Here is a 24901-nt window from a genome sequence, read left to right on the forward strand (position 1 = left end):
CTTTTACTTTATTGAAGTATACCCGCTTCAGTTAAAGTTATACTACCAAAATCTTCTCATAAAGAGCTTCCCTTCCCAAATTTTTTTAAGGCATCTAGTTTATGTTTCTCCTTAAAATCAGGGAATTTTGCGCGTTCGTAATACCCAAAACTGTCTATAATTATGGATAAACCTAAAACATCGAACAGCCTGCTTTTCTCTTCTTCCTCTAAGCTTTTCCTTTGCTGATAAGCGAGGACAACTTGCCATATAATTTTTTCGGGCATTTCCCTCTATAGAATTGGGCAACAAGACTGCGCATGTATTGCTGAAACAAATGGCAAGTGCCTTCCGTTCCTCTTTTACCTTCTTTTAATTCAACAACTCGCTTCGCTTTAGCATGTGATCAAATCAACCTGGCATAATTCCTTTTTCCTTCGAAATCAGATGCTTTCTTATTGCTTGACAATTTTCTGAAACTCAACAAGATCATGAAACTTGCTGGAAATCTTTGCCAGATAGACGCCAGAAGGTAAAGACGATATGTCAATCGTTTGCTTGGTTCCTGTAAGCAGGCTCCTTTGATGAAATTGCCCCCTCATGTCAAATATTTCAATCTGGTACTGATTTAAGTTCCCTTCAATAGTTAATATGTCCTGAACAGGGTTTGGAAATAATTGGACAAAGTTTTCCTTACCCAAGCCATCATCTATAGAGGTTGTAGCATTGGGGTCAAAAAATCCAAAATCAACGGTATTATTCCCACTAGCATCATAATTGAAATAGCAGTTAAATGGATCTCCATCTTCCAGAGGTTCCTGACCAGGAGTTAAGTTAACAATGCCGGACATAATATCCGTAAAAGGCTGACCAAAACCATTATTATCCAAATCCACATTGTTATCAGCATTTGCCACAAAGCCATTTGTTGACTGGAATCCATGCAGAGGCTCGCCAACTGCCCAATTATCTACGCTCCAAACAAAAACTACATGATTTCCAGGTGCTAAACCGGAGAAGCTGTAATAGCCTGCACTATCTGTCACCTGAACGCCAAGGAAACCTTGAGAATCCGGGATATCATCCCCGTCTGAATCCCTCCAGGCCACAAGTGAAACTCCCGGAATGCCTGGTTCATCTGGATCATTTATTCCATCCTGATCATAGTCATTCCATACCCTATTTCCAATTGATACTATACTCGGTGTTATTTGCTGATCATTACATTCCTCCCCATAACAATAGGCCATATCATTTAATGCCAAAATCATCTCATCTCCCATTGCTTTACCAATGTTCAGGTAAGTAAGGGCATTGTTGTGGAAATGATGTATCGCGTTTTCAGGAGATTCTGCTTGTTCCCGGTAAAATTGTTTGGTTTGTACAAATCCTACTTTCCCTCCATAGGCAGCATCATCACAGCCTATATTTTCCTGCGCAACGGAAACGACATTTTGCATACTTTGAACCCAGAGATCAGGACTTTGTACAAATCCCCCATGACCAGAATTAGCGATAATCACAGGAAGATTGGGATTGCCAAAATCGTTTCTTACATCCACTACTAAATGGGAAAGATTGCTTTCGTATTCACTCAAAAAGCCATCTGTTGCTCCATCATTCCATCCTTGAAACCAGGCAAATCCTGATATTTCATAGTCGCTGATTCCGATATTGGGAAACTCTGTACTCAGGTTTTGGGTAACATCCGATACAGCCTGAATCATAGCATGGTAAAAGGGTCCTGTAGTTCCTCCTGCAGAAGGTGGACGAAAATCCTCAGCCAAACTCTTCCCTCCCCAGGCAGTTTTTATGATTAATACCGGGTCCTCATAATATTCATCCAGTTGATGAGCAAACATCAATTCAGGACCAATTAAATTGGGATTTGCCCCCTGACCCACCGTTACATTAGATCGAATCGTATCCCCATCATTTGCAAAATATAGAGAGGCTCCAGCCAGGGTATTCCAGTTTCCCGCACTCCCAATTTCTGCCCACTCTCCATCCACATCATTTTGAATGACATCAACTAAACTTCCCGGATCATTTTCAGGATCATTGATGGTGCCATATCCTTCCATATTTGACTGTCCTGCCAGGACAAATACCCTGACTTTAGGTGCAGATTGTTCCTGTCGGCTAACTATAGGGACATAACCAATCTCGAAACCTGGAGGTGGTGTAACCAGAGCAGCCGGATCCAGGGTAGCAATTTCACCAAAACTCGGAGGAGCTATATATTCATCTGTATGACTCCAGTTGGAATGGATTAACTCTACCCTCCTTTGCATCTCATTTCTGATACTCGCAGGTAGATTCGCATGGACAATGGCTGGTTGGTCCACAAAGCGGTACCAATAATAGGTCAGGGTTGACCCATCTCCTAATTCGGCAGTAAAAGGACCGGCCGAAGGACCAGGACTATTCCAGGGACCATTGGGATCTTGCCATTGACAATCTGGATCTAATGGAGTCAGATAAGTGATCTCAGGCCTGGGAGTTACGGGCACCTGGCTATTCAGCAAATTGCTTGAAGCAGGGAGGGAAGATTCAGTGATAGGATGCCATTTATTATCTGATTCTAATTTGAAATATTCAGGTAGAATGAAAAGGCCATCCTTTTCAGAAACCGTATTTACATCAAATTCAAATCCCATGATGTCCGAATTGAGCAGGATATTATCCATGTAGCTCAATTCAATTTCATTATTGAGTCCAGATCCATGAATTTCTCCTATCATAGAACCCCCACCATTCACCATAGAAACCGGACGAATTCCCGACTGTGTAAGTCCAGCAGGCACTACAGCTCCTCCATTGAACCAGGATACCATATCATTCCAGAGGGCATCCTGAGAATAGACAGTGAACTGATTCATGAGGATGGAGTTATCTTCTGTACTGGCAGGAAATTGTAGCCTCTCTATTTTGGCATAGGGAATGCCATTGGCATCTGTGGAGACTAAGGCTGGTGATTCTGCATGTTCAATTCCTGTATTAACATTTGGATCTGAAGGTCTCGAGTCCAGAAACAATCCCTCTAATGTAGGATCGAGGACCACAGGTTCTGTCCAAAAAGTGGGCAGAAAAAAGGTTGCAGGTCCTTTGAAGTTGGTTGTATTTAAAAATAAGGTCCAACATTGATTTCCTGTCTCTACATTCACACCACTAGTCTGTTGCATGGGTTCGGTCAAGGGCAAAGGTAAGTAGCCATAGCCCAACATTTCTCCATTTAAGCTTTGAGCCATGTTTAATCCATCTGGTGCCCACAATAATCTATTGGACAATTGTGCAACCCCGTATTTTCCTCCTGGAGTACTCCAATCTCTTTGTCCATTGCCCAGCATATTACTACGGCCGGCACCCGGTCCGTTTGCCCAGGCATAAAAATTATAAGAAACGCCTCCCATGATAAACTTAGGGATTTTAGTGCCGAATCGGGTATCATGCCACCATCCAAGGCCGCCTTCTATGGTCGTATAAAACTGTGAGGGCTCGCTACCTGTTCTTTGGGTCGAAAGCCAACTCCCTGCCAGGCCCATTTGGAACCTGGGAGCCCCGGGATATTGTTTAAATATTGGCCATGCGGCACTATATAGAGTATATCCAGATCCGTAATTCTGGTCGCTTACGTCTTCCTTTGTGATCCAGGTAAAACCTGACCTGCTTGCATCCTGTACCTGGGCAACAAGATGGTTGGATAAGGATAGAAAAATAATAAATGAGAGGCTTGTAGTTAGTAAATATTTCATGTTCTCAGTTAAGAAATTTAAGCTTTCAGGAATAAATCCCTCAGCTTAGACATTGCATTATGCTTGAGCTCCGAGTTGTTTACAATTCGTAGCCTACTTCTATAAGGTTATAAGGGAGTGTAAATGCGGATGTAGTGTAGATAGATTCTTAAAAGATTCCTGAATGTATCGCAGGAATTGTCGGGTAAACTCAATTTTTTTATTGGAAATTGCAAGCGTTTTTCTAAAGCAAGACCTACATTTTGATAATTTTCCTGCTCGGTATGGCTGACTTCATCTGCATCGCCATACTTAAAGGCTTCAAAACCCAGGGACTTAAATCCAACTGTTGCTACAAATGCATTGACATTGAAATAATCTCCTTGTTTATCTGTCTGAATGTAGGCTTTCATCAAATATGTGCTGCGCAACAGCTATGCCTATTTCCAGGCTTAGCAGAGAATTTGATATCATCCCATTTCGGTCCCTAGGTTTAGAAGCTGATTTACTCTTTCAGGAATTCTTTTACCTCAGCATCAGCTTGAGCATAAATAGATGTGAGTTCCGCTTGAATATGGGCAACTTCCTTTATTTGATCAAGTGCTTTGAGTGCTGTGAGTTTACCTTTGAGAGATTTAGCTCTTTTTGGCATGCGGGCCAAAGCTTTATCAAATTGCTGAATGGCTTCTTCGTAGCGAGCATTAGCTAATAACCACTCCCCATATTGTTCGAAAGAAGGTTTGGTAATTCTAGGAGGTCCTGTCGGAAAATCGGTAAGATCTTCTAATTCAGTGGCTTCTTTCATTTTAGCTTCGAAGGATTTCTCGTCTCCTTCCAGGAGAGCTTTCATTCCCTCCATTTGAATTTTGGTAACCTGAGCAATTTTTACAGAATTCTCTGTAGGTGCATATCTGCTATTACCTGCTGCACACATGGCATCACCAGAAGTATTCATATTGAGTGAAGCCACATAGGTTTCTTTGGAGAGCCATTCAATCTCATCATTGATGGTGCTGATCTCTTTATTCTGAAAAGCGACTTGAGCCCGGAGAAAGCTGCGGACAGATTTTGGCAGGATGCCGATGTCCTCGACATTAACATCCAGGTCAAGCTGAGTTTTCTCATTTACTTCTCCACTCTCCACCAATTGCCTACTTTCCATACCCAGTAAATATCCTCTCGCTCCTTTTGTAGGGTCTTTGGGGACATAGTTCAGCATATCGTTCAGGATGTTTTCAGCCATATCATACTTACCCTGCTGTAAAAGTCCATAATGCAACCAGGCCAAAGAGTGATAACCTCTGGCACCATCTGACAATTCCTTTTTGATCATTCGCTTCACACTGGCATCATAGGATCTTTGGTTAGAACTCACTACGGCATCCCATTCTCCCAGCGCCAGGTAGATATGCGAGGGCATATGCAAGGCATGTGCTGCATCAGGAGCTACTTGAGCATAAGCATCGGCAGCATCTCGTGCATCTTTGGCAGAGACTGGGCCATCCAGGGCATGTATCTTATAGTGCAAGGCACCGGGATGAAGCGGATTTACTTTGATGATTTCATCAGCAACGGATGCTGCTAACCTTAGGTCATAGCTACCGTCTCCATATTCTTCCGTTGCCCAAACGAGAGATAAAGCATAAAAAGCCGCTATTTCTTGATTTTTAGGATATTTCTCATGCAGCGTGCCTAAATGATCTTTTATCCTGTTGTTCCTTTCTTCAAACTCCCCTTCCCCATACATGATTTCGACCACTTCCCACATTTCCTTTTCCAATTCGGACTCGATGGAGGCTAAACGCTCTTTTTTGCTACTTCCCAAATGAGCTACAATTGCTTTTCCATTATCTGTGTTCTGTAATTTCCACAAGGCCTTGTAATGACACATGGCCTCTCCCCAATGCGTTAATATTTCCGTGCTATCCAAAGCCGTAGCTTCCTCAAAGGCTGTCAAAGCGTCCTCATATTCAAAGCTGTGCAAAAGCAACAAGCCCTCATCAAATTTCTCCTGAACGCCAGGCTTAAGGGTGAAACTGTGTCCTAATTTTCCCAGAACGACATCTGAAGATTCCATAGAATCTTTTGATCCTTTCTGAGGGGAACAACTCATGAAAATAAGAGCTGATATGAGGGATAGACAAGCTGTTGACTTCATCGATTTTGTATTAGTGAAGTTTCAGATAGAGGTACTTTTTCAATATAGATAAAATTATGCTGGGCATTGATTTCTGAGCAGTTTTCAGCAAATATATCAAAAGGAGTTAATTGCTATATTTAATAAAACCTAGATCCTTGCAATATGAAAGACCGTCGAAAATTTCTCCAAAACGCCTCAGCCTTAGGCATGGCAAGTTTGCTTTCTTCCTGTACATCTTCTGAAACTAAAGAAGAATCAAAAGTCGAAAAACCAGCTAACATTCGAAGGAACCCCATTGGTGTTTCCACCTATTCTTTCTGGCAGTTCAACGGCCCTAAAGAAGATTCTCCGATTGAAATGTGCATCGATAAGGCAGCAGCGATGGGCTTTGATGGAATCGAACTCCTCTTGGTGCAAATGACATCAGAAGAAAATAGCTATTTACAAAAGCTGAAGAAACAGGCTTTCCATGCGGGATTGGATCTTATGGGTTTCAGTACTCACCAGGGATATGTGTATCCTGAAAAGGAAAAGCGGGACGAAAATATTGCAAAAACAATCAGGCAGATAGAATTGGCCTACGCCCTGGGTATACCCACTATGCGCCTGAATACTGGTCGCTGGGGAACCTCCAGGAATTTCGACGATCTCATGGCCCATAAAGGTATAGAACCGACCCTGGAAGGCTATACAGATGAAGATGGTTTCAAATGGGTGATTGATTCCATTGAAGCTTGCATTCCAACTGCAGAAAAGTGTGGAGTGGTCCTGGGCCTGGAAAATCATTGGGGGCTGGGTCGAACTGCTGAAGGCGTAAAACGGATTGTGGATGCGATTGATAGTCCCTGGTTACAAATGACCATGGATACAGGCAACTTCCTGGAGAATCGCGAGGAACAGCTCAAACTAATGGCTCCCCAGACCTTTCTCATTCAAGCCAAAACCTATTATGGCGGAGGTAAATGGTACTCCCTGGACATAGATTATCCTGCCATTGGTCAGATGATGCGTGATGTGGGCTACAAAGGATGGATTTCCCTTGAGTTTGAAGGCAAGGAATCACCGGATACAGCTATACCCAAAAGTCTGGGAGTATTGAGAGATGCCTTCTATTATGAGGTCTAGCTTCTATGAAGATTTTCGATATAGGCGATTTGCCTCAAACTCAGCAAAAGGTTTCCCTGAAAACTTCCTTTCTACTCCACTAGCTTTATGAATTTATCCTTTGTTAGCGGACTTATTCAAATAATGCTTGGGAAAGTTTGTAAAAATAGTCCTAAATATTTCTGAATGACCAAAGGGGCAAAAGGGAGAGCTCGCAAGCTCCTAGCAGGAACATGATTTTACCGATCCTTATGCTAATTCCTTTGAGCCAATTCGAGCTACTATTTTATTACAGCTGGGAGCCTTTCCCCTTTTATCAGATCTGAAGCTTTTGAAGGAGTTCTTCTTTGTAGGTATTGCCAATGGGTAGCTCTGTTCCATCTTTCAGTTGGATTTGGTTTCCTGAAATGGAGGATATTTTATGGTGAGACAGGATATAGGAGCGATGTATTCGGCTAAATTCCTGATCGGGCAATTCTCTTAACAATAATTTCAGATGCTTACTAGCCAGGACTTTTGCATCTTCCAATACAATCAAGCTGTATTCTTGCTCTGCCTTCACGTAAATAATGTCCTCAAAGTTGATCTTTATGAGTTTGCCCGCATGTTTTACAAATATAAAAGGAGGTGAAGGAATATCGGATTTCTTCTCATTGTTTAAGACTTCCAGCATCAAGTTTGCCTTTTCAATGCTTTGAAAAAAACGATTGAAAGCAATGGGTTTTAATAAATAGTCAACAACATTAAGCTCATAGCCTTTTAAGGCATATTCACTATATGCAGTAGTGAATATGACTAAGGGAGGATTTTTTAAAGATTGCAGAAATTCAACTCCTGAGATTTCTGGCATTTCAATGTCAAGGAAAATAACATCAATGTCTTCCTTTAAAAGCACCTCATAAGCTTCCTCTGCATTCATGCATGCGTGTTTTACATGCCAGTTGGGCACTTTATCCAGATGCGAAATCAGAATTTCTCTCGCGATGGGCTCATCGTCTACGAGTAAGCAGCTTACGGTTTTCATAACAACTTAATTGTTAGTTCTGCATGGAACACAGAGTCGTTTTTTGAGGTTTCCAGGGAGTATTTACCCGGATAATATATGTCCAGTCGCTTTTTTAGGTTTGTTAATCCAAAGCCCCCCCTTTCCTTAAGGCTTCTATCAGCATGGTAATTGTTTTGAATGGAAAAACTTAGCCGCTGATCCTGCTCGTGCATGCGTATAACAATCTTGGAGCCGGTTTTGTCAGTTGAGTATTTGAAGGCGTTTTCCAACAGGGGAATAAATAAAAGAGGAGGAATCTCGTAGGTTCCATCTTGCACTTCATATACAAAGGAAACCTCAACATGGTTCATTCTTATTTTTTCAAGTTCAAGGTAGTTATTGATTAATTCAATTTCTTCCTGTAAAGCAATGGTCGTACGATCTACATTTTGCAAGGAATACCTCATAAAATCTGAAAGCCGTGTTACAATTTCCGCGGACTGATCGTTCCGCTTCTTAATGATGGCTCCATATAAATTGTTCAAGGTATTAAACAGGAAATGTGGATTTACTTGGGCTTTGAGGAAGTTTAACTCCAGCTGAACTTTATCCTTCGAAAACTGAAGATTTTGTGCATAAGCTCTGTAGTAACCCAAACTGTTTTTTATAGCAAAGGGAAGAAGAACGCCCGAAAACAGGTTGAGAAATAGTCCAATTTGAGAGCCTTTGAAAAGGATATTATCGATCAAGCCTTTTTGGATTACAGAAAGGTAATCGGGATTGATTTGTTCCGCCTGGGCTACACATTCATCGCAATACTCGAATACCACTTTTTCTCCTATGGCTTCGAATAGAACATAGATGAGGATGAGTAGGGAAAGGTAGATAAAAAACCTAAACCAGTTTTTATCCTTTAAAAGTTGCGGAATCAAGCGATACATCAAGGGATAATAAAACAAGGCAATGCCCAGGGTATATCGCAAAGGAGAAAGAAAACTCAGGGCTGTATCTCTGTAGGGATCAAAAGATGACTTAATGAGGTAAAATGAACTTCCAAATACCACTAACCAAAAGAGGAGATGCGATACGATTCGACCTGATTTGGAGGAATTCCTTTTCTCGAAAATATGTTCCAGGGATAGAGTTTTCACATTCTAATTACTTGCAGGCTTATTCAAAAATGCACTAAAAACATGATTAGATAGTACTATGGCGATACTATCCCCCAAGTCTTGTTGTATATGATGCAAATTAACATTCTTCAAGAAAGCGACGGAGGTATTTGCCATGTTAAGCTGCAAGGAATCAATACTATTTTGATGGAAGAATTCCAGATGTCCTTGCTGAGATATACCCACTTCCATGCGATTAAAGTGGCAATCCTTTATTTCGGCAAGCGCATTCCCTTCTATACTTAACTTCATTTCTTCCGACTTGAAATCTGATATTTTACAATGAATATCTGTCGCTATGATTTCCGGCAACCTACTTTTTTGAATAATAATAGCAGCTGGAGAAGTCGAATTCATGCTTTGTTGTTTAGAGATCCTGGCTCCCGTAAACTCTATAAACAAAGTGTCTGCATGTATGCGATACGTTAGATGTTCAGTCCGAGAACGTAAGAGCTTGAGCTCATTTTCATCTGCTTGCCTCACTTCAATCGGATAGCCGTTACTGCCTGTTAATTTCAATACGGTATAGGGCTCAGTGTCCTGGGAAATATAGTTCTTGAAGGGATCTGATAAATCGATCTTTTTGTATTCCTGGACCAAATTGAAATTGGTAAAAAACATCATTAAAAAAATGAGTAATCCGAGTGTTGCCAGGAATTCATTGCTTTTCTTCATTTTCATACTTCCTTTTCTTTAAGTTTCAACCATACTGCAATCCAAAGCGAAAAAGGCAAAATAAGTCGCACAAATAAGGAGGATAGTAAATCGACTGGGCCCAACATGGCTACTTTGATATTTTCCCCTTGATGTGAGAACAAAAAGCTATCGAACAATATGCTGGACAGAACAGGAACTTCAGGGATTAAGATGTCCAATAGTGTGTTATTCAAAAAATTGAGGCAGGCATAAAGAATGACGCACAGCAGGATTGTTTTTATCAGGCTGTATGCATTGAAGATGACTCCACCTAAGAGAATAAGCCCATTGAATATTAAGTATTGGAAGAAGACATGATAGAAATTATTTCTTGTTATATCCAGCATTGCAGGACTAGCATTTTCTACTATCACATACAGGTAAATGAGGTCTGCCAGGTAAAAGATCAAGAGGTAGACAAGTATAAAAAACGGAACCGAAAGTAAAACGCTGAGAAATACTTTTTCAACATCTTTAGCAGGCATGCTTAGAAACCAAATAGCACTTTGCTTGCTCGACAATTCTCTAAACATGGTACTGCTAAAAACTCCTCCTGAAACAAATAACCCAATAATGAAAACCCCATTTTGTACGGCTCCGGAAAAGCTGTCTTGCCATTGGTGAATGACTAAAAACATAAAAATGAGTAAGGCAAATAGGACGAAAGCGCCTATGCCATAGATTCTTTTATGTTCTATGAATTGTCGTTGGATAAGTATAGAAATGCTTGTAATACTCATACTTGGCAGCTTAATTCTGTAAGATGTAATTGCTTAGCTAGAACAGCATTGAATAATAGCTCAATATCCACATAGCCTGCTTCTTCACTTTTATTTTCTGAAATGGAAGCATAGCCATTGCTTACCTTCTCTTCATATATCGCGTCTGAGTTCTGGAGTGGAACAGGCGACAGATCGAATTGCCATTTTCGGGCGATATCAAGCTTATTCTCATTAAATAAAATCTTCCCATTATCCATGATTAAAATGGTATCGATGAGCTCATCTAAATCACGAACCTGATGAGAGGTAATGATGACAATTCGATCTTCTCGGAAAGCTTCTTTTATCATGTTCCTAAAAATGATTTTAGACGGAATATCCAGGCCATTGGTAGGTTCATCCATAATTAGTACATGGGTGTTTGTTGAAAGGGCGAAGCCAATCATCACCTTCTTTTTTTGCCCCAGGGAAAGCTGACTGGTCTTCTTTGACAAAGGTATACCGAAAGTATCGAGGTATCCGGTAAATTGATCTGTGTTGAAATGTGGATAGAATTTCGGATAAACTTTTAACAGATGGTGAATGGAAACATTGGGGAGGTAGTACTCTTCGGGAACAAAAAACAAGTCTTTTAAAAAGGCAACTTCTCGATTCCCAGGGATAAATCCGTTGACCCTGCAAAAGCCTTCGCTTGGAAAAAGCATCCCTGTCATGTTCTTAATAAGGGTTGATTTTCCCGCACCATTCTTCCCCAATAAACCGTAGATCTTTCCGGCTGAGAATTCGATAGAAATTTCTTCTAAAATGGGTTCTTTTTTAGCGTATTGATATCCCAATCGGTCTACTTGTATCATTATGATTCCGAATTGATTTAATTCTGATTTAGCCAAAGTAAGTCAAGACAGGCTAATCAAAAATTAAAATCAAGCAATAGCGAATATTTCATAATGAAGGGCTACTTTTTGCCAATAAAAAATTTGGATAGAGAGGATAAACAAGCACTTATTGGTCCTTTTATGCTCAATCCTGAAGTTCATTATAGATTTTATAGGTTAAGTCATGGAGTTTTTGATTGATCCTTACGGAAGATTGATTGGTGAAAATTGAAATCCCTATTTTCTTTTCTGGAAAAATTGCGAGTACGCTCTTTGCTCTGGAAATCCCACCATCGTGCCTAAAATGCAAATCATGATTCTGATTACTAATTATCCACCAATAATATCCGATCCAGTAATCGGTATCAATTTCGAATATCTTTTTATGAGACTCCCTGACAATCTCGCTGTTTTTGAGCTGGTAGCTAATATATTTCAACATATCTGCAGTTGTAGATTTTAATGCGCCTTCTGCCCCCCATAGGGTCTTAGCCAGATTAGATTCAGGCATGGGCTTATTCAGTAAGTAGCCATTTGCGAGTCTATGTTGTTTGTCTTTCGGTAAATGAAAATGGGTATCCTGCATCTTTGCCTTTGAAATGATTTCATCCATGATTAAGTCTTGAAAAGGCTTTTCATATACCCGCTCCAAAATGTATCCCATCAAATTTGTCCCTGAGTTTGAGTAAGTAAATGTTTGCCCCGGCTTTTCAGTGATTGTTACTTTTGATAATTGATCAAGGAATTTAGCCTTCGTTTGTTTGTCTTCAAGCGTGATATATGCTTCATTAAATTCAAGTTCATTCAGCGCTGTACGATTTTCATCCATGCCCCAAATTTCACTAGCGATTCCACTGGTGTGGGTTAATAGATGTTTTATTTTTATGGGCTTTCCCTCAAACGCTAAATTCGGATAGGGTCCAGCTAGATATTTTCGTATATCATCTTCCAGGCTCAGTTTCCCTTCCAAAACAGCTTTTGCAGCCAGGCTTCCTGTAAATGTTTTGCTTATCGAAGCGATCTCATAAATAGTATTATGCGAGGGGATATCTCCTATTCCTTTGGTTAATTCACCATAATTAAAATTGAAAGATACCTTATCCAGGTAAAGTCCAATGGACAAAGCATGTATTAATGAATCTTCTAAAACTTCTTTAGCATGTTTGTCTATGATTTGCTTTATCTCCTTGCCAATAGCATCACTATAAATTTCGACTGATTTCTTACCCTTAGTTGCTACTTTATTTTCTTGCCTGTTTTGAGACCTGCAACTTGAATAGATAAAAAATAGAAGGATGGGTACTAAAAGTATATTTTTCATATTGTTATGTTTTTAAATTCGATAGCAAATGAAAATAAATAGGCATTAAAAAAGGTTCGACTATCTAAAGTCGAACCCTTTTTATGTCAAAAAATAACTCGTTCAGCTAGTCAGCTTTCTTTTTGTATTCTGAAGGGGTCATGCCTGTTTTCTTTTTAAAAGCCGTATAGAAAGAAGATTTAGAATTGAAGCCTACATCATACATAATTTGTTGAACCGTTAATTTTTCTTCTGTTGAATTGAGTAGCATGTTCTCTGCCTTATTTATTCGGTATTGATTCACAAAATCAAAAAAATGCTGTTTCAGCTTAAGGTTAATGAGTATTGAGAGTTCACGACTTGGCATGTCTAATTCTTTAGCGAGTTTGTGTAGAGTTAAAGAAGCATCCAGATAAGGTTCTTCTTCTTCCATATATGCCAACAATTTTTCAATCTCTTCTCCAGCAGGTTTCTCTGGCTGTTTTTGATTGCCAGTATCCTTGAGAATATTCTTTGTTAGTAAGTAAGTTGAATTAATATTTCGGAATAGATGTGGATAATACATGCTCTTTAAAACTATCCAGCTTAAAAAGCCAACTAAAAGCAGGCTAAGAAGCAATCTTGAATAATTTAAAATTTCAACATCCGTACCGAATAGTTTATAAATCTGTTTGAAAAATGAAAAACAGAAGATTATACAGAGCAGGATAAATAATTGATAAAGCCATTTATAGTTAAAAGTAGATTGGTTTGAATGGTTTTCTAACAATAATTGTTTGTATTTCCTCAATTCTAAAAACACCAGTACCAGATAGAAAAGAGAGATACACAGACCGTAAACTATAGATAACTTGCCTTCCAGGCTATTATTCAGATTTTCGAACAAGAAGTTTCTCGTACTTGCATTTGCAAAATAAAATCTCGGGGAAAAGATGATTATCTGAATTACAAATGGAAGTATATGTAATAGATGTTTCGGCTTTAATTTGAAATCTGAATATATAGAAGATACCACATACAAGAATAATAAGGGGCTTGTGAAAAAAGCGATGTGGTCTCGAAGTGTTTCTAACAGGGGGGGTAAGCTAATAAAGCTGGAATAAAAGAAAACACTGATGTGAATGGCAAAAATCAAAAAATAAGCCCCCAAATAAGTGTTCGCTTTTTTATTGGAAGTTTTGACCGTGAAAAGGAATAATGCCAACAGAAGGGAAAAGAATAGGATAAATATGCTTGTTACAGCTAATATTGAGAAATCCATCGGAAGTTAACTTAACAAATATAGATTCATAGAATTTAGCTGAGGTCGGTACGACTATAAGAAGGAGGTTTATGCATGTTCGTGCCTATTAGACTTTATACGGCTTACTGAGCTTGCCTGGCGAATATAATGCTAAAGAAATTCGGAATTACAGATTTGTATCTATTTACCTGTTTTCATTTATGCCAATCTCAGGCTGGTTAAACACTGGATATTTTTTAACAACCTCTATGGCATCATCAAAAGAACGCCATCCTTTTTCGCCCCCTTCATAAAAATAATTCCAGAACAAATACTGGACGTGCATTTCATCTCTTGCATAGAGAAAAATGTCTTCCATAGTTAAATATCCCTCTTCATGAAGAGGTAATTTTTCTGAATATCGAATATCATTTTTATGGTGGTGATATGAGTCATCCTGGGCCGAACAGAATAAGCTGATTTCGTCTTTATAATCTCCATAGATTTTATAGGTGTATCGGAGCCATTTTCTATAAGGCAGGACATCTGGTCCACCCATGATTATATTTTCTCTATGTGATATAGAATCAGCAATCTCCCGGATTAGTGTATTGGTCCCTCCTATTCCATTCTGATACCAAAAGATATTACTTCCGGAGAAAGAGGTGCTAAACTCAGTTAAGATTGTGCTAAGCGCATCGCGATATTTTGTTGGAGTGTAGTTATAGCTTATCAAAACATCTTCTGGCATCCCCAGAGATGTCTCTTGCAGTGCTATCCCTTCAAAATTTGGGTGAGCATTAAATCGCTCTGAAATTGCATTGCCAAGTGCGATGAATCGCTTTAGATACTCAGTATCCCAACGGATGGGGATAAAGCCTCCCCCCTCCTCTTTCCATTCAAGTTCTTTGAGGTAATGGGGCATAGCACCTTTAATCCAAAAAGCCCTATCACAAAGAAATACGATAAGCTGTTTATTGTGCCTGGAACAGTAGGCTAAATCCTTTTCAATAAAGGAAAAATCGTAAGCATCTTTTTCAGGTTCCAGTGTTCGCCAGAAGTACCGTTTGTTTATTCCTTTTAAGCCACTCTCATCCAAATGCTTTATTTCTGAAAGTTCAAAAAATGGACTTACCGCTACATAATGACCGGGATTAAACTTATGCTCAGTTATAGCGGCCTCTTCCTTATCCTGGCAAGAGGAGCAAAAGACTCCTACTAACATGAGTGCTAAAAATCTTAATGTTTGATTGCGTATGCTCATAAAGTAGAGGTTTCCTATTTAGCGGTCTATTGTTATTCTATTGGGTGTAGCCATACAAAGAATGGGGGGAATATTGATCCGGATTGCTTAGTTGGCGGAAGGCTGTTTTAGCTACGGTTAGGCCTTCTAGCTCTTGTTAGTTTTCAGATGGCATATATCGCACCATTGTTCTATATCCATAGATACGAGCAGGTACCTGGATTTTGTTTTTCTGAGGATCGATCCTAAAACTCCTGAAGATCTTCCTCTTTTTACAATCAAGGTCCATGATTCTTTGATCAGATTTTAATAGCAAAAGGCCCTTCCGATTTTCTTTCCAATTTCCTAGATCATCTAAATGCAGACCGCAACAACAATCGCTACTATGTTGAAATTCATAGGTCATATTTGAATAGATTGTGATTTTAGCACTTTCATAGCCTCCCCCTCCTACTCCATGATAGATATACAATATTTCGGGCTGCTGAGGAATTGGATTTATTGTAAATACCGAAAGAAATAAACCGATGGATATGACCCAATGCATATTACGTACTTAGTGGTTAACTATCCGACAAGGATAAAGCATTAGCGAGTCAGTGAGGATAGTTTGTGTTATTTCCTTTTTGCTTATCCAAGCTTCACTTTTGCAATAAATTCAGTAATTATTGTCTTTAGCTTATTACGTAATTCTTCAGATAATCCTTCAGTAATTTTTATAAAATTTTCCAAATCCTTCTGATATTTCACATTCCCAAATGTATAAACAAGGGTTTCCTTTATAAATTCATCATCATTTACAAAATCCTTGAGAATTGACTCAAGAATCAGACGTTTTGGACCCATCTTTCTTGAGGCTAAGTATTTTCGATACAATTCCCACAAGTTGTTTTTTTCATTATACTCAAGTTGAGTATATAGTTGTTTGCAAACTTTTAATGGTTCTGTTTTATGATCAAGTTCGAATAGTTGAATGCATAATTCCAGCTTTTCCTCATTGCTTATCTCATTATCAGAAAGAATAAATTTTGCAATATCCTCGTATCCTGCGTCATCGATTTTTTGTATATAATAATCTTCAATTCTCATTCTTCTTTACTGCTTTATTATTTTCCTTTTTTCGCGTTATTTTTTGAACCAGCTGCTCGGGAGCTGCATGGATAGACAGAGACTTCCAGTCTCCTACTTGAAAGTTTGGGTCTTGGTGAGCTCGCCTGCATCATTATAGACCTTCCAATTACCTTTCTTCTTGCCGTGTTCGAAACGACCTTCGTCCCAGAGTTGCCCATTTGCATGGTATCGCTTCCATTCACCATGCTTCTGCCCTTCATCGTCGAAGCCGCCCGTTCCCCGCAATTCGCCGGTCTTGAAGAACCATTTCCACTCCCCAACGATCTTTCCATCCTTGAAGCTACCGGAGGATTGCATCTGGCCATTGTTGAGAAAGTACTTCCACTTTCCTGATTTCTTGCCGTTGTCAAACTCACCTTCGCAAGAGACAAGGCCATTCTTGAAGAACAGCTTAAAAGGTCCATTTTTAGGATTACCGTTTTCATCGATTCCTGGGATGTCTTTCATAGGGATTCTTATTTATTGTAAACAAGGATTAGTATATAAAGCACAGCATGCCGAAGGCTGATATGATTTTATATACAAAGTTATGCTTTCATTCATTTTTTCAATATCCTCCGTATTAGCTCCTAACTCTCCAGCAATAAAAATAATTAATTCTTTCCCCCCTTATACTTCTCAGCTGTTTTATTCAACGAAATGATCAATATATAAGCATGATAAAGCAGATTATCAAGACAAAAATAGTCCCTGCTGCTCCCCTCAGGTATTAAAGGATTTCAGGTTTATGATTTCAACCTATGATGACATTCTTTACCCCCATTCGATATTAGGGTATACGTTAAAATCATAAGCAATGAAAATCATCCATTTTATCCTCCTCAGCCTTCTCATTCCCGTGATCTCATGTGGACAATCTCAAGAAACGGATTCTCCTTCAAAAATGCGAAGTAAAACATTGGTTATGACTCCCATGACAAATCCTCAAAGCGGAGAATTGATGGGACATATACCTTTGCCTAAAGAATGGAAAATAGCGGGGAATTCGATAGTTGGGCCAAATGGCATAAAAACGACTGATTTCCCATACAAACATTACGCTTTTCAGCAAAGAAGGGCCATTTCTCTTGAAGAAGTTGTGCGACAAGATCTGGCTCCAGGGATAAAGCAAGCCGGGGGAAAAATCCTGGGAACCTTTGTCATTCCTGAAATTGAAAACTATGATCGTGCTTATACCGACTTATTATGGAAATTTGGTACACCCCAGAATGAATTTCATGCTTTAGGGGTAGATTGTGTAACACCTGATGGGAACAGATCTCTCCTGGTTTTACGCCAGACCATAAGTAGAAGTCAATTTGGCAACTTTTGGGGATATTATATTAATGCCATAGATGCTCAGACATCTGTTTACGAGGAGGCAAAAAATGATTTCATCTTTGCTATCTGCCATGTTCATCCTAATATGGACCAAATTCAGCGCTATAATCAAAATGAAATTGCGAAGAGTAACGCAAGTTGGGCAGCTCACAGGTCCAGAATGGCTGCTAATCAAGCTGCTTTTAATGCGAGAAATCAAGCCTGGATGGAAAGTTCGAATGCTATAAGTGATATGAGTATGCAAGGATGGAGATCAAGAAATGCAATGAATGATAGAGGCCATGCTGCCACTATAAATGGGATTCTGGAAGAAGAAACAATAACAGACTCCTACACTGGGCAAAGCATGCAAGTTGAAGCGGGTTCAAAACGCTACTTTACCAATGGAAATAATGAATACATCCGCAGCGATGATTATTTCTACGACCCCAATGCGGACAATCAGGTCAATCATTACGAATGGAAGGAGTGGAAAGAGAATTATTAGCGTTCTTCGGAAGCGATGCTTTATAGCAAAAATGAGATCAGGAAAAATGTTTTCCCGGATCTCATTTTTATTTATTTAAAGGGTCTGCCTGCCTAAAACATTCTTTTATTTGATCATTTCTTAAGAGATAAATCTGGGCAAAGGCGGACTTATCATCAGAATATCCTTCAATCTGTTCTTTATTCTCTTCAATCCATTCAACTGCCACGTCCATCACTCTTTTATTTGCTTTGATATGTCCGCTAGTACCCGTAGTGCTAGTTAGCATTCCCGGTAATTCTAATCTAGGTTCGGGGGCAAAGATAATTTGTGAAAGTTTGCCTCGAAATTCTCGTATTTCACTGCTCCAATCTTCAAACTCTTCGGGCATATATTTTTGGTCAATGCTATGCCTGCCTTCATGTGCAAGCATAGAAGCTTCCGTTCTATATTGTTTATACTTCGACAAGAATGCCAATTTTAAGTCTTTTCCTCTTAATCCATTTGAGGCAAGTTCCTTATATAAATCATTAATGGCATCGAGCCTTAATTTTGCGGCTAAACCTTTTGCTATTTCTGCCTGATTTTCCGTCGATTTACTCAGGAATTCATTGATAATTTTCTCTGTCTTGGCGCGTTCAAGAGAATCAGTAGCCATTTTCCAGGCATTGATAGGCCCACTCAGATATACCTCCCTGACCCGTATTATTTCATTATCCGTAGCCCATCCGCCTATGGCCTTATATTCCCAAAACCAACTGGAAAACCCATTTGAAGCCATCATATCAATTTGCGTGTAGGTAAACTCGGGTTTGTACCCATATTGCTCCACTTTTGCCTTTTCCTGATTTACGATGTGTCCAAGCGCTAACACAAAGCCGCTATAATTTCCCGTTCCGCCGGCAAACCCTCTTGCACCGAAATGCTCCTCCATTTCCTTTAAAAATTCATCATCACTGTACGCACGCTCTGCGGTAAATGAAAGCTTGTTCCAGAGTTCTTTTCTTTTCTTGCTTAACCAGGCTATATAGCTTCTTTCATTTTCCTGTTCAATGGCAATTAAACGATAGTACTCATTGGTCTCTTTTTTAATTTCACCCAGAAATTCTGCATAGGTAATGGCATCTTTTGTTTGGGTCGTGTAGGCATTTTCATTCTTATATTTTGCGACAAATGCCGGTATGAATTCGTAAAAGCGCGAAGAGGAAAGCGCATCAATTAAGACTTCCTGATTTGAAACAGATAGATCATTTCCCTTCCAGTTTTTACACACTTGGTCCAGCTTTTCAGCCGAAAGACGTAAATAAGGATTGACTTGCTGAATGTTCTGAATTTGAAAGTAAGACTGCCAGGCCTGGATTACCTTATCACCCTCATTATTTAATAAGGCTAAAGCCAGTAAGAGTTTAGATGGTTCAGGCAAACCTGCATCCGTTTCTAAAACCTGAGAAAGGAGTTTAGTAGTTTTCTGTACTAAGTCTCTGTCAATCCCCTCCCCCATTTTTAGCCGGTCAACAGAAGAAGCGAACACCGCATGTGCATATTTAGTATTAGCCTTATTTACTTCATTTTCTGATTGGGCAAATTCTCTCGCTTTTATTGCTGCATGTAGGGCTTCCTGCGCATGTTGAGATTCCCTTTCAATTCTGCTGATGAGCATCCATGTTTCGTATTTTTCATAGCCCACAGAATCAGCTTTCAGCAATCTTTCTTTTGCCAAATCATAATCCTGGTAATATTTCCAGTCCTGATGGGCAAGCTTTCTTAAGGCTTTACACTTTTGTTCAGGCTGAATCGAATCAATCGTCAGGATAGATGTTAATATCGTATGGGACTCTTTTAGCTTGAAATGGTCATAGGCTACGTTAGAAGATTCTATGGTATTCCCTTGCCCCTGAGCGAGCGTAGAGGTTAGCCATAAAATCATCCCAAAAATCAATCTACTCATCTTGGTTTTTTTAAGATTTGAACATAAATGGATAAATAGTAGTCCAAACTAAAACCGCTTGCTAAGCTAAAATTGTATCAGCCTAACTATTTTAAGAGCATCCTGAATTGATGGGGACTGATCTTATGATAAGCTTTGAATGTTTTTATAAAATGGGATTCGTCAAAAAAAGCCAGAGTTTAAGGCGATTTGGGCAATGGAGTTCCTTTCAGTAAATAGTTTTTTTGTCGCACCTTTAATTTTTTGATCCATTTGGTATTGCCCTATGGTAAGGCCAAAATGCTCCTTGAATACTCGGGACATATAGTTGGGATGGACACAGACTCGTTCAGACAAGCTTGTTAAAGAATGGTGTTGCTCAATTTCATTGTCCAAAATCCGAACTAATTTCCCCAACCAGGGCATTCTTAAAGGGCTAGCTAACTTCTCTTTAGAGCTTATCAATTGCAGCAGAAGCTCTTCGAAAAATTCCATTTCCCTGTGTTGGAGAAAGTCTATCAGTAGATGTAAAATGAAGGGGAAATTTTGAATCTCCTTAAGCTGGTGCTTTATCTTTTTTTCGTTTACCCCATGCTTTTCAAACCATGCTGGACTAAACTCGATATTAAAACATTTGGTCTGGTCAGCGATGAACTGATTTTTATGTTTGTAGTGTGCCGGCCTATACAAAATCTTGCAGGGGGAAATGATTCTTTGCGAGTCTGAGGTTACTTCAGAATAGAGGCCGCTGAGTAGAATGCTTAAATAGGAATTGCTATGGGCGTGAAATTTGGATTCGGATCTTTCATGTAGGGTACTCTTAACTGAAATCAAATCCGTTTTGTAGGATTTGATCGTTTGTCCTAAGTATTGCCCTTCATATAGTAAGAGATATTTGTCCATTCCGATATGTACTGCCTGCTATTTTCTTGATTTAAATTAGCAGTAGAGGAAATATAAAATTCTATTTATAAGTAGTGGAGTTCAAGCAAATATGCATAGCCCTTGCCAGGCTAGGTTTTATTCGCTTAACTTTTCATAATCTACTCTGGCTTTTGCTATTCCCTGTGGATTTGGATCCAGGTATAGTTCATAGGTCTTCAAAAGCTTTACTTTTTTTAATTCACCTTTTAGGATCGGTATTTCCTGGATAATCTTTCCACCCTCCTGGACCCTAATTGAAAACTGTCGGCTGCCGATATTTTCAACTATAGCAAAACAATCTTCTCCAAAATATGGATTAAGGGTTGCGTCCTGCCCAATCCCCTTTCCCGTCATGATCATACTCTGGGAAGGTTCGATTAAGAATTCTGTTTGAGCCTTTGCTTCAAGATATGTCAGGAAAATTAAAGGAAGTATTAATAGTAAAATTCTCATTGCATTGATATTTGTAGCTAAGCGTTTTGCTAAACGATATGTAAAAGCAAGCTATGTCTGTGACGGCTGCTTTTTCTTATGTATATACGAACTCGGGCTTTGAAAAAGATTCATTTCCGAAACTTTCGCATTACATAGGCTTTGCATCTTCAGATTCTAATTCTATCAAGGGTAAAATAACTGCTAAGCTCCAACTAAATGTGTAGGAAGCTCAATTGCTGGAACCCCTGAATGGGCTTGTTGAATTCTCATCCCTTGAATCATAAATAGCATCCAGTAGACCATGCTTGAAACTATCCCCATTCAGTTTCCAGAACATGATTCCTCTCAATTTATTTGTAAGGGCGTATTCCGTCTTTAAAGCAACTGATTTTCGGTCATCAAATGTTATGAACAGCCTGCTGCTAGGATTGAAAAGATAGGGCGCCTGGGAGGTGGAGTCCCAATGATAATCATAGTCGCTGTTGTTTAACATACGATTAGAAATCTGTTGATAGTCGAAATATGATTTGAATTTCGCCTTTCTCCCAAGTCCCTGATTAATTGTATCAAGGGTTTCATACATTTCCCCATAAAAAGCAGCACCTAATACCAGTTTCTGCCGAGGAATTCCCAAGCTATCAAGCCTTTGAATGGCCAAGTCAGCGCTTTCCATTTGAGCGGGTGATGAATATAAAGCCGTGTGATGTCCTGTCCGATCAGGCTCATTTCCGGGTAAAGTATAGCTCATCAGATTGACGTAATCCACATACTGCATAACACTTTCCCATTCCACGGATTCTTCTACATATCTTTTGAAAGTGTTCGCATCAAAACTTAGTTCCATTTCCGATGGAATCGCATGTCTTAATTTCTTGAGGAGATCGGTGAAATTAGCCTTGTCATCTATAGAGGCCGAGTGATTGGGTGGACCTCCAATTACTGGGCTTTCCCAATCCAGGTCAAATCCATCTGCACCGTATTCGATTAGCAGATCTTTGACCGATTCGGCAAAGCGTTCTCGATAAACTTCCCGAGCGAAAACATTGGAACAACTATAACAACCACCCCATCCTCCAAAAGAAACCAGCACTTTGAGATGGGGATACTCCTGCTTTAATGCAATTAGTTTCTCTAGTTTTGTCTTATCCTGCTCTGTTTTGAAGCCTATTTTATGGCCTTTTAAGGTGGTAAAGCAAAATACGATATGGCTTAGCTTCCCAATTTCATACTTTCCCATATCTGCTCCATCCCCATGATAAAAGCCGATAATTCGGAGAGGGCTAAGTTCTTTATCGGCCTGAAGAGAATCCTTCGTGATCGTCTGAAAATCATCGGCAGAATTTTCTGATTGGGGATCAGAGGTACAACTCGCTAAAAGGAATAGTGCAAAAAGAAGATTTACTGAAAGTAAGAGCTTCCGCATTTTCCCTTCAATCAACTGAGATCGCATATTCATGTTAGGGCTTGTTGTGCTAAGTTTACCTTATTCCTACTAATCCCTCGGCAGCTTTAAAAAGCTTTTCTGAGTTATAGCCTATACCATTTTTGAATACGATTTTCTCGGACCGTATTGCGCTGACATTTTGGGTAATGTCTTCACTCATAATTATCAAGTCCGCAATTTTCCCTGCCTCTAGGGTTCCTATTGCCTCTTCCAGCTCAAGGTATGTTGCTCCATTAAGCGTACATATCTTAACTGCTTCTGCGGTAGTAAAGCCCATTTCAACCAAAATTTCCAGCAAGCGCATGTTTGCATAGCCTGGTACAATTCGTCCATCATAGGTAGGATCGGTTCCAGCTACCAATAGTCCCCCGGCATCGTGAAATTTTTTATCCAATATTTTGAGTTTGTTAAAAACCAAATAATCGAGTGAGTCATTTCCTTGTTTACTGATCCATCTCTGATAGACGTTTTCTTTTGCCAGGGGAGCCAGTGCTTTAAGCCCTCCCCCAGGCACAACTTCTCTACCTGTGTAAGGGTCCCAGACATTGATGGTTGTAGTTAGCGCTACCTTTTTCTTGACCAGGTGATTTATGAGGTCTTGCACTTGCTCAGATTCGGGATCCGTCGCCAGCAATGCGCTTGTCATAAAGGGATTGCATTGATCAGGAGTTTTATCTGGTAAAAAATCGGGGCAAGACCCAAACCCATGTTCGATATTATCAATGCCAATATCTGCAGCTTCTCGATAGGTAATAGAACACAAATGCCCGGTCACCTTCATGTTTCTCGCATGGGCTGCATCAACTATGGCTTTTAAATCATCTCGATTGATGAAATTGTAAACCTTAATAGAAGTAATACCCAGATTAGCATAAAAGTCTACCTGATTTTTTGCCTCTATTGTATCGTCAAAGGTAAAGAACTCAACAATGGGTAAGCCCTCCCGATCCATATGGGGACTGGTTACGTCCATTTTTGGTCCGGGGATTTTACCTTCATTGATCCATTTTTTGATGTTTACGTCAGCCTGAGGCATGATGCTTCCAGCCGTACGCATCATGGTTACTCCACCCGCAAGGTAGAGAAGCGGAAAGGAATAGCTCATTTGATCTAATCCATAGGCTTGATCAGGCGTGGATTTGGGATAGAACATATGTTCGTGCAACATGACAAAACCCGGGATAACTGACTTCCCAGACAAGTCGAGTACTCTTGCACCTGGAGGGATCGCCAAATCTTTCCCAATCTCTTTAATAATCTCTCCTTCGATCCAAATATCCATATCTTCCTGAACACTATTGCCCCTCCCATCCAGGATGTTAAGGTTTTGTAGTAGGTAATTTCCGCGTGGGTATTCAACATATTTACCTACTTCTTCCGATAGGTTTTCTTGTGCATGAATTCCAAAGCTGGAGATAAGTAAAATAAGCAGTAGGATTTGTTTCATTAGATTAGAGTTGGGGGTTATTGCCATGCTATTTTATAAAGGTATCCTATTTTTGATTTTCTTTTGAATATTGCCAAAGCCCTTTATCAATCGTTCTGAGATCAAGGTTTAATTCCTTTGAAAGGAACCTGCAATAGGTTGTATATTCCTTCCAAAAGTTGTATTTGTATTGATTGGGAATTGAGTCTAATCCCAATGAATATAAGGCTCTAAAATCTAGTATGGGGAATTCTTCTCTATGACAAAAATGCAAGATTGTTGATGCCGTTGGCCAGCCAACACCATTTAATAAAGTCAGAATTTCTATTCTTAATTGATCTGATTTAGTAGTAAATGAAATATTCGTTATTTCCTTTACATATGCTTCATCATTGCTCTCAACTTTGGGCTTTGACCTTGGTGTTTTCCATGCACAAATAGAAATAAAGTCTTCATAAGATAGAAATTTATTCCTCTTTGCAGATTCACCGATCAAGAACATATCCTGATCACTTTGATACTCGAATCTCTCTGCGAATTTCAGAAGATCCTTCTTATCAAATCTTAATTCAAATTTCATTATTCTTTTTTTTCCTTAGCAAAGAACGGCCAGCAAAGTGGTCGGCCGTATCTATAACGTAGGCTGAACATATCGC

21 protein-coding genes are annotated in these 24901 nt (G+C 39.5%); 2 read left to right on the top strand and 19 right to left on the bottom strand.

All coding sequences use genetic code 11. The features are described from left to right. Nucleotides 1-434: 434 nt before the first annotated feature. The 3 genes from R8P61_11165 to R8P61_11175 all read right to left on the bottom strand — a co-directional run bounded on the left by R8P61_11165 (nucleotide 435) and on the right by R8P61_11175 (nucleotide 5790). Nucleotides 435-3734 (bottom strand): sialate O-acetylesterase, encoded by a 3300-nt coding sequence (locus tag R8P61_11165; protein ID MDW3647617.1) that lies wholly within the window; start codon nucleotides 3732-3734, stop codon nucleotides 435-437. Between the two features lie 107 nt (nucleotides 3735-3841). Continuing rightward, nucleotides 3842-4126: a hypothetical protein gene (locus R8P61_11170; GenBank protein MDW3647618.1), complete on the bottom strand. Its 285-nt coding sequence runs from the start codon at nucleotides 4124-4126 to the stop codon at nucleotides 3842-3844. A gap of 92 nt (nucleotides 4127-4218) precedes the next feature. Further along, nucleotides 4219-5790 carry a hypothetical protein gene (locus R8P61_11175; protein MDW3647619.1) on the bottom strand — a complete coding sequence of 524 codons (1572 nt, stop codon included), beginning with the start codon at nucleotides 5788-5790 and terminating at the stop codon, nucleotides 4219-4221. A 225-nt stretch (nucleotides 5791-6015) separates the two neighbouring features. On the opposite strand from R8P61_11175, the gene R8P61_11180 reads away from it, so the two are divergent. Beyond that, nucleotides 6016-6978 carry a sugar phosphate isomerase/epimerase family protein gene (locus tag R8P61_11180; GenBank protein ID MDW3647620.1) on the top strand — a complete coding sequence of 321 codons (963 nt, stop codon included), beginning with the start codon at nucleotides 6016-6018 and terminating at the stop codon, nucleotides 6976-6978. A gap of 295 nt (nucleotides 6979-7273) precedes the next feature. On the opposite strand, the gene R8P61_11185 is transcribed toward R8P61_11180, so the two are convergent. The 10 genes from R8P61_11185 to R8P61_11230 form a co-directional block, all read right to left on the bottom strand. Continuing rightward, complete coding sequence (locus R8P61_11185) at nucleotides 7274-7981, bottom strand: LytTR family DNA-binding domain-containing protein (GenBank protein MDW3647621.1); 708 nt, start codon at nucleotides 7979-7981, stop codon at nucleotides 7274-7276. Continuing rightward, complete coding sequence (locus R8P61_11190) at nucleotides 7978-9093, bottom strand: histidine kinase (protein ID MDW3647622.1); 1116 nt, start codon at nucleotides 9091-9093, stop codon at nucleotides 7978-7980. Before R8P61_11190 ends, R8P61_11185 begins: the two co-directional genes overlap by 4 nt. Nucleotides 9094-9096: 3 nt before the next feature. Further along, nucleotides 9097-9795, bottom strand: a complete 699-nt coding sequence (locus R8P61_11195) for a DUF2807 domain-containing protein (GenBank protein MDW3647623.1) — start codon at nucleotides 9793-9795, stop codon at nucleotides 9097-9099. After that, complete coding sequence (locus R8P61_11200; GenBank protein ID MDW3647624.1) at nucleotides 9792-10550, bottom strand: hypothetical protein; 759 nt, start codon at nucleotides 10548-10550, stop codon at nucleotides 9792-9794. Before R8P61_11200 ends, R8P61_11195 begins: the two co-directional genes overlap by 4 nt. Further along, nucleotides 10547-11386 (bottom strand): ABC transporter ATP-binding protein, encoded by an 840-nt coding sequence (locus tag R8P61_11205; GenBank protein ID MDW3647625.1) that lies wholly within the window; start codon nucleotides 11384-11386, stop codon nucleotides 10547-10549. The genes R8P61_11200 and R8P61_11205 overlap by 4 nt, the downstream gene beginning before the upstream one ends. A gap of 166 nt (nucleotides 11387-11552) precedes the next feature. Next, the gene (locus tag R8P61_11210; GenBank protein ID MDW3647626.1) at nucleotides 11553-12728 is read right to left on the bottom strand and encodes a serine hydrolase domain-containing protein; all 1176 of its coding nucleotides are present in this window, start codon (nucleotides 12726-12728) and stop codon (nucleotides 11553-11555) included. A gap of 106 nt (nucleotides 12729-12834) precedes the next feature. Next, complete coding sequence (locus tag R8P61_11215) at nucleotides 12835-13593, bottom strand: AraC family transcriptional regulator (GenBank protein MDW3647627.1); 759 nt, start codon at nucleotides 13591-13593, stop codon at nucleotides 12835-12837. A 541-nt stretch (nucleotides 13594-14134) separates the two neighbouring features. After that, nucleotides 14135-15193, bottom strand: a complete 1059-nt coding sequence (locus R8P61_11220) for a hypothetical protein (protein MDW3647628.1) — start codon at nucleotides 15191-15193, stop codon at nucleotides 14135-14137. A gap of 609 nt (nucleotides 15194-15802) precedes the next feature. Beyond that, nucleotides 15803-16261 carry a hypothetical protein gene (locus R8P61_11225; GenBank protein ID MDW3647629.1) on the bottom strand — a complete coding sequence of 153 codons (459 nt, stop codon included), beginning with the start codon at nucleotides 16259-16261 and terminating at the stop codon, nucleotides 15803-15805. A 93-nt stretch (nucleotides 16262-16354) separates the two neighbouring features. Continuing rightward, nucleotides 16355-16750 carry a hypothetical protein gene (locus tag R8P61_11230; GenBank protein MDW3647630.1) on the bottom strand — a complete coding sequence of 132 codons (396 nt, stop codon included), beginning with the start codon at nucleotides 16748-16750 and terminating at the stop codon, nucleotides 16355-16357. Nucleotides 16751-17099: 349 nt separating this feature from the next. Here R8P61_11230 and R8P61_11235 point away from each other — a divergent pair, with 349 nt between their 5' ends. Beyond that, entirely contained in the window at nucleotides 17100-18110 is a 1011-nt protein-coding gene (locus R8P61_11235) for a hypothetical protein (GenBank protein MDW3647631.1), read from the top strand. A 67-nt stretch (nucleotides 18111-18177) separates the two neighbouring features. Here the strand turns inward: R8P61_11235 and R8P61_11240 are convergent, their stop codons facing one another. The 6 genes from R8P61_11240 to R8P61_11265 form a co-directional block, all read right to left on the bottom strand. Then, nucleotides 18178-20037 (bottom strand): hypothetical protein, encoded by a 1860-nt coding sequence (locus tag R8P61_11240; protein MDW3647632.1) that lies wholly within the window; start codon nucleotides 20035-20037, stop codon nucleotides 18178-18180. 162 nt (nucleotides 20038-20199) lie between these two features. Further along, entirely contained in the window at nucleotides 20200-20919 is a 720-nt protein-coding gene (locus R8P61_11245) for an AraC family transcriptional regulator (GenBank protein ID MDW3647633.1), read from the bottom strand. A gap of 117 nt (nucleotides 20920-21036) precedes the next feature. Beyond that, the gene (locus tag R8P61_11250) at nucleotides 21037-21393 is read right to left on the bottom strand and encodes a hypothetical protein (protein MDW3647634.1); all 357 of its coding nucleotides are present in this window, start codon (nucleotides 21391-21393) and stop codon (nucleotides 21037-21039) included. 211 nt (nucleotides 21394-21604) lie between these two features. Beyond that, a complete protein-coding gene (locus R8P61_11255; protein ID MDW3647635.1) occupies nucleotides 21605-22831 on the bottom strand; it encodes a glycosyl hydrolase family 18 protein in 1227 nt (408 codons plus the stop codon). Between the two features lie 22 nt (nucleotides 22832-22853). Beyond that, the gene (locus tag R8P61_11260) at nucleotides 22854-24266 is read right to left on the bottom strand and encodes an amidohydrolase family protein (GenBank protein ID MDW3647636.1); all 1413 of its coding nucleotides are present in this window, start codon (nucleotides 24264-24266) and stop codon (nucleotides 22854-22856) included. 46 nt (nucleotides 24267-24312) lie between these two features. Continuing rightward, nucleotides 24313-24825 carry a hypothetical protein gene (locus tag R8P61_11265; protein MDW3647637.1) on the bottom strand — a complete coding sequence of 171 codons (513 nt, stop codon included), beginning with the start codon at nucleotides 24823-24825 and terminating at the stop codon, nucleotides 24313-24315. Nucleotides 24826-24901 lie beyond the last annotated feature (76 nt).

It is taken from the genome of Bacteroidia bacterium (assembly GCA_033391075.1).
Classification (GTDB): domain Bacteria; phylum Bacteroidota; class Bacteroidia; order J057; family J057; genus JAWPMV01.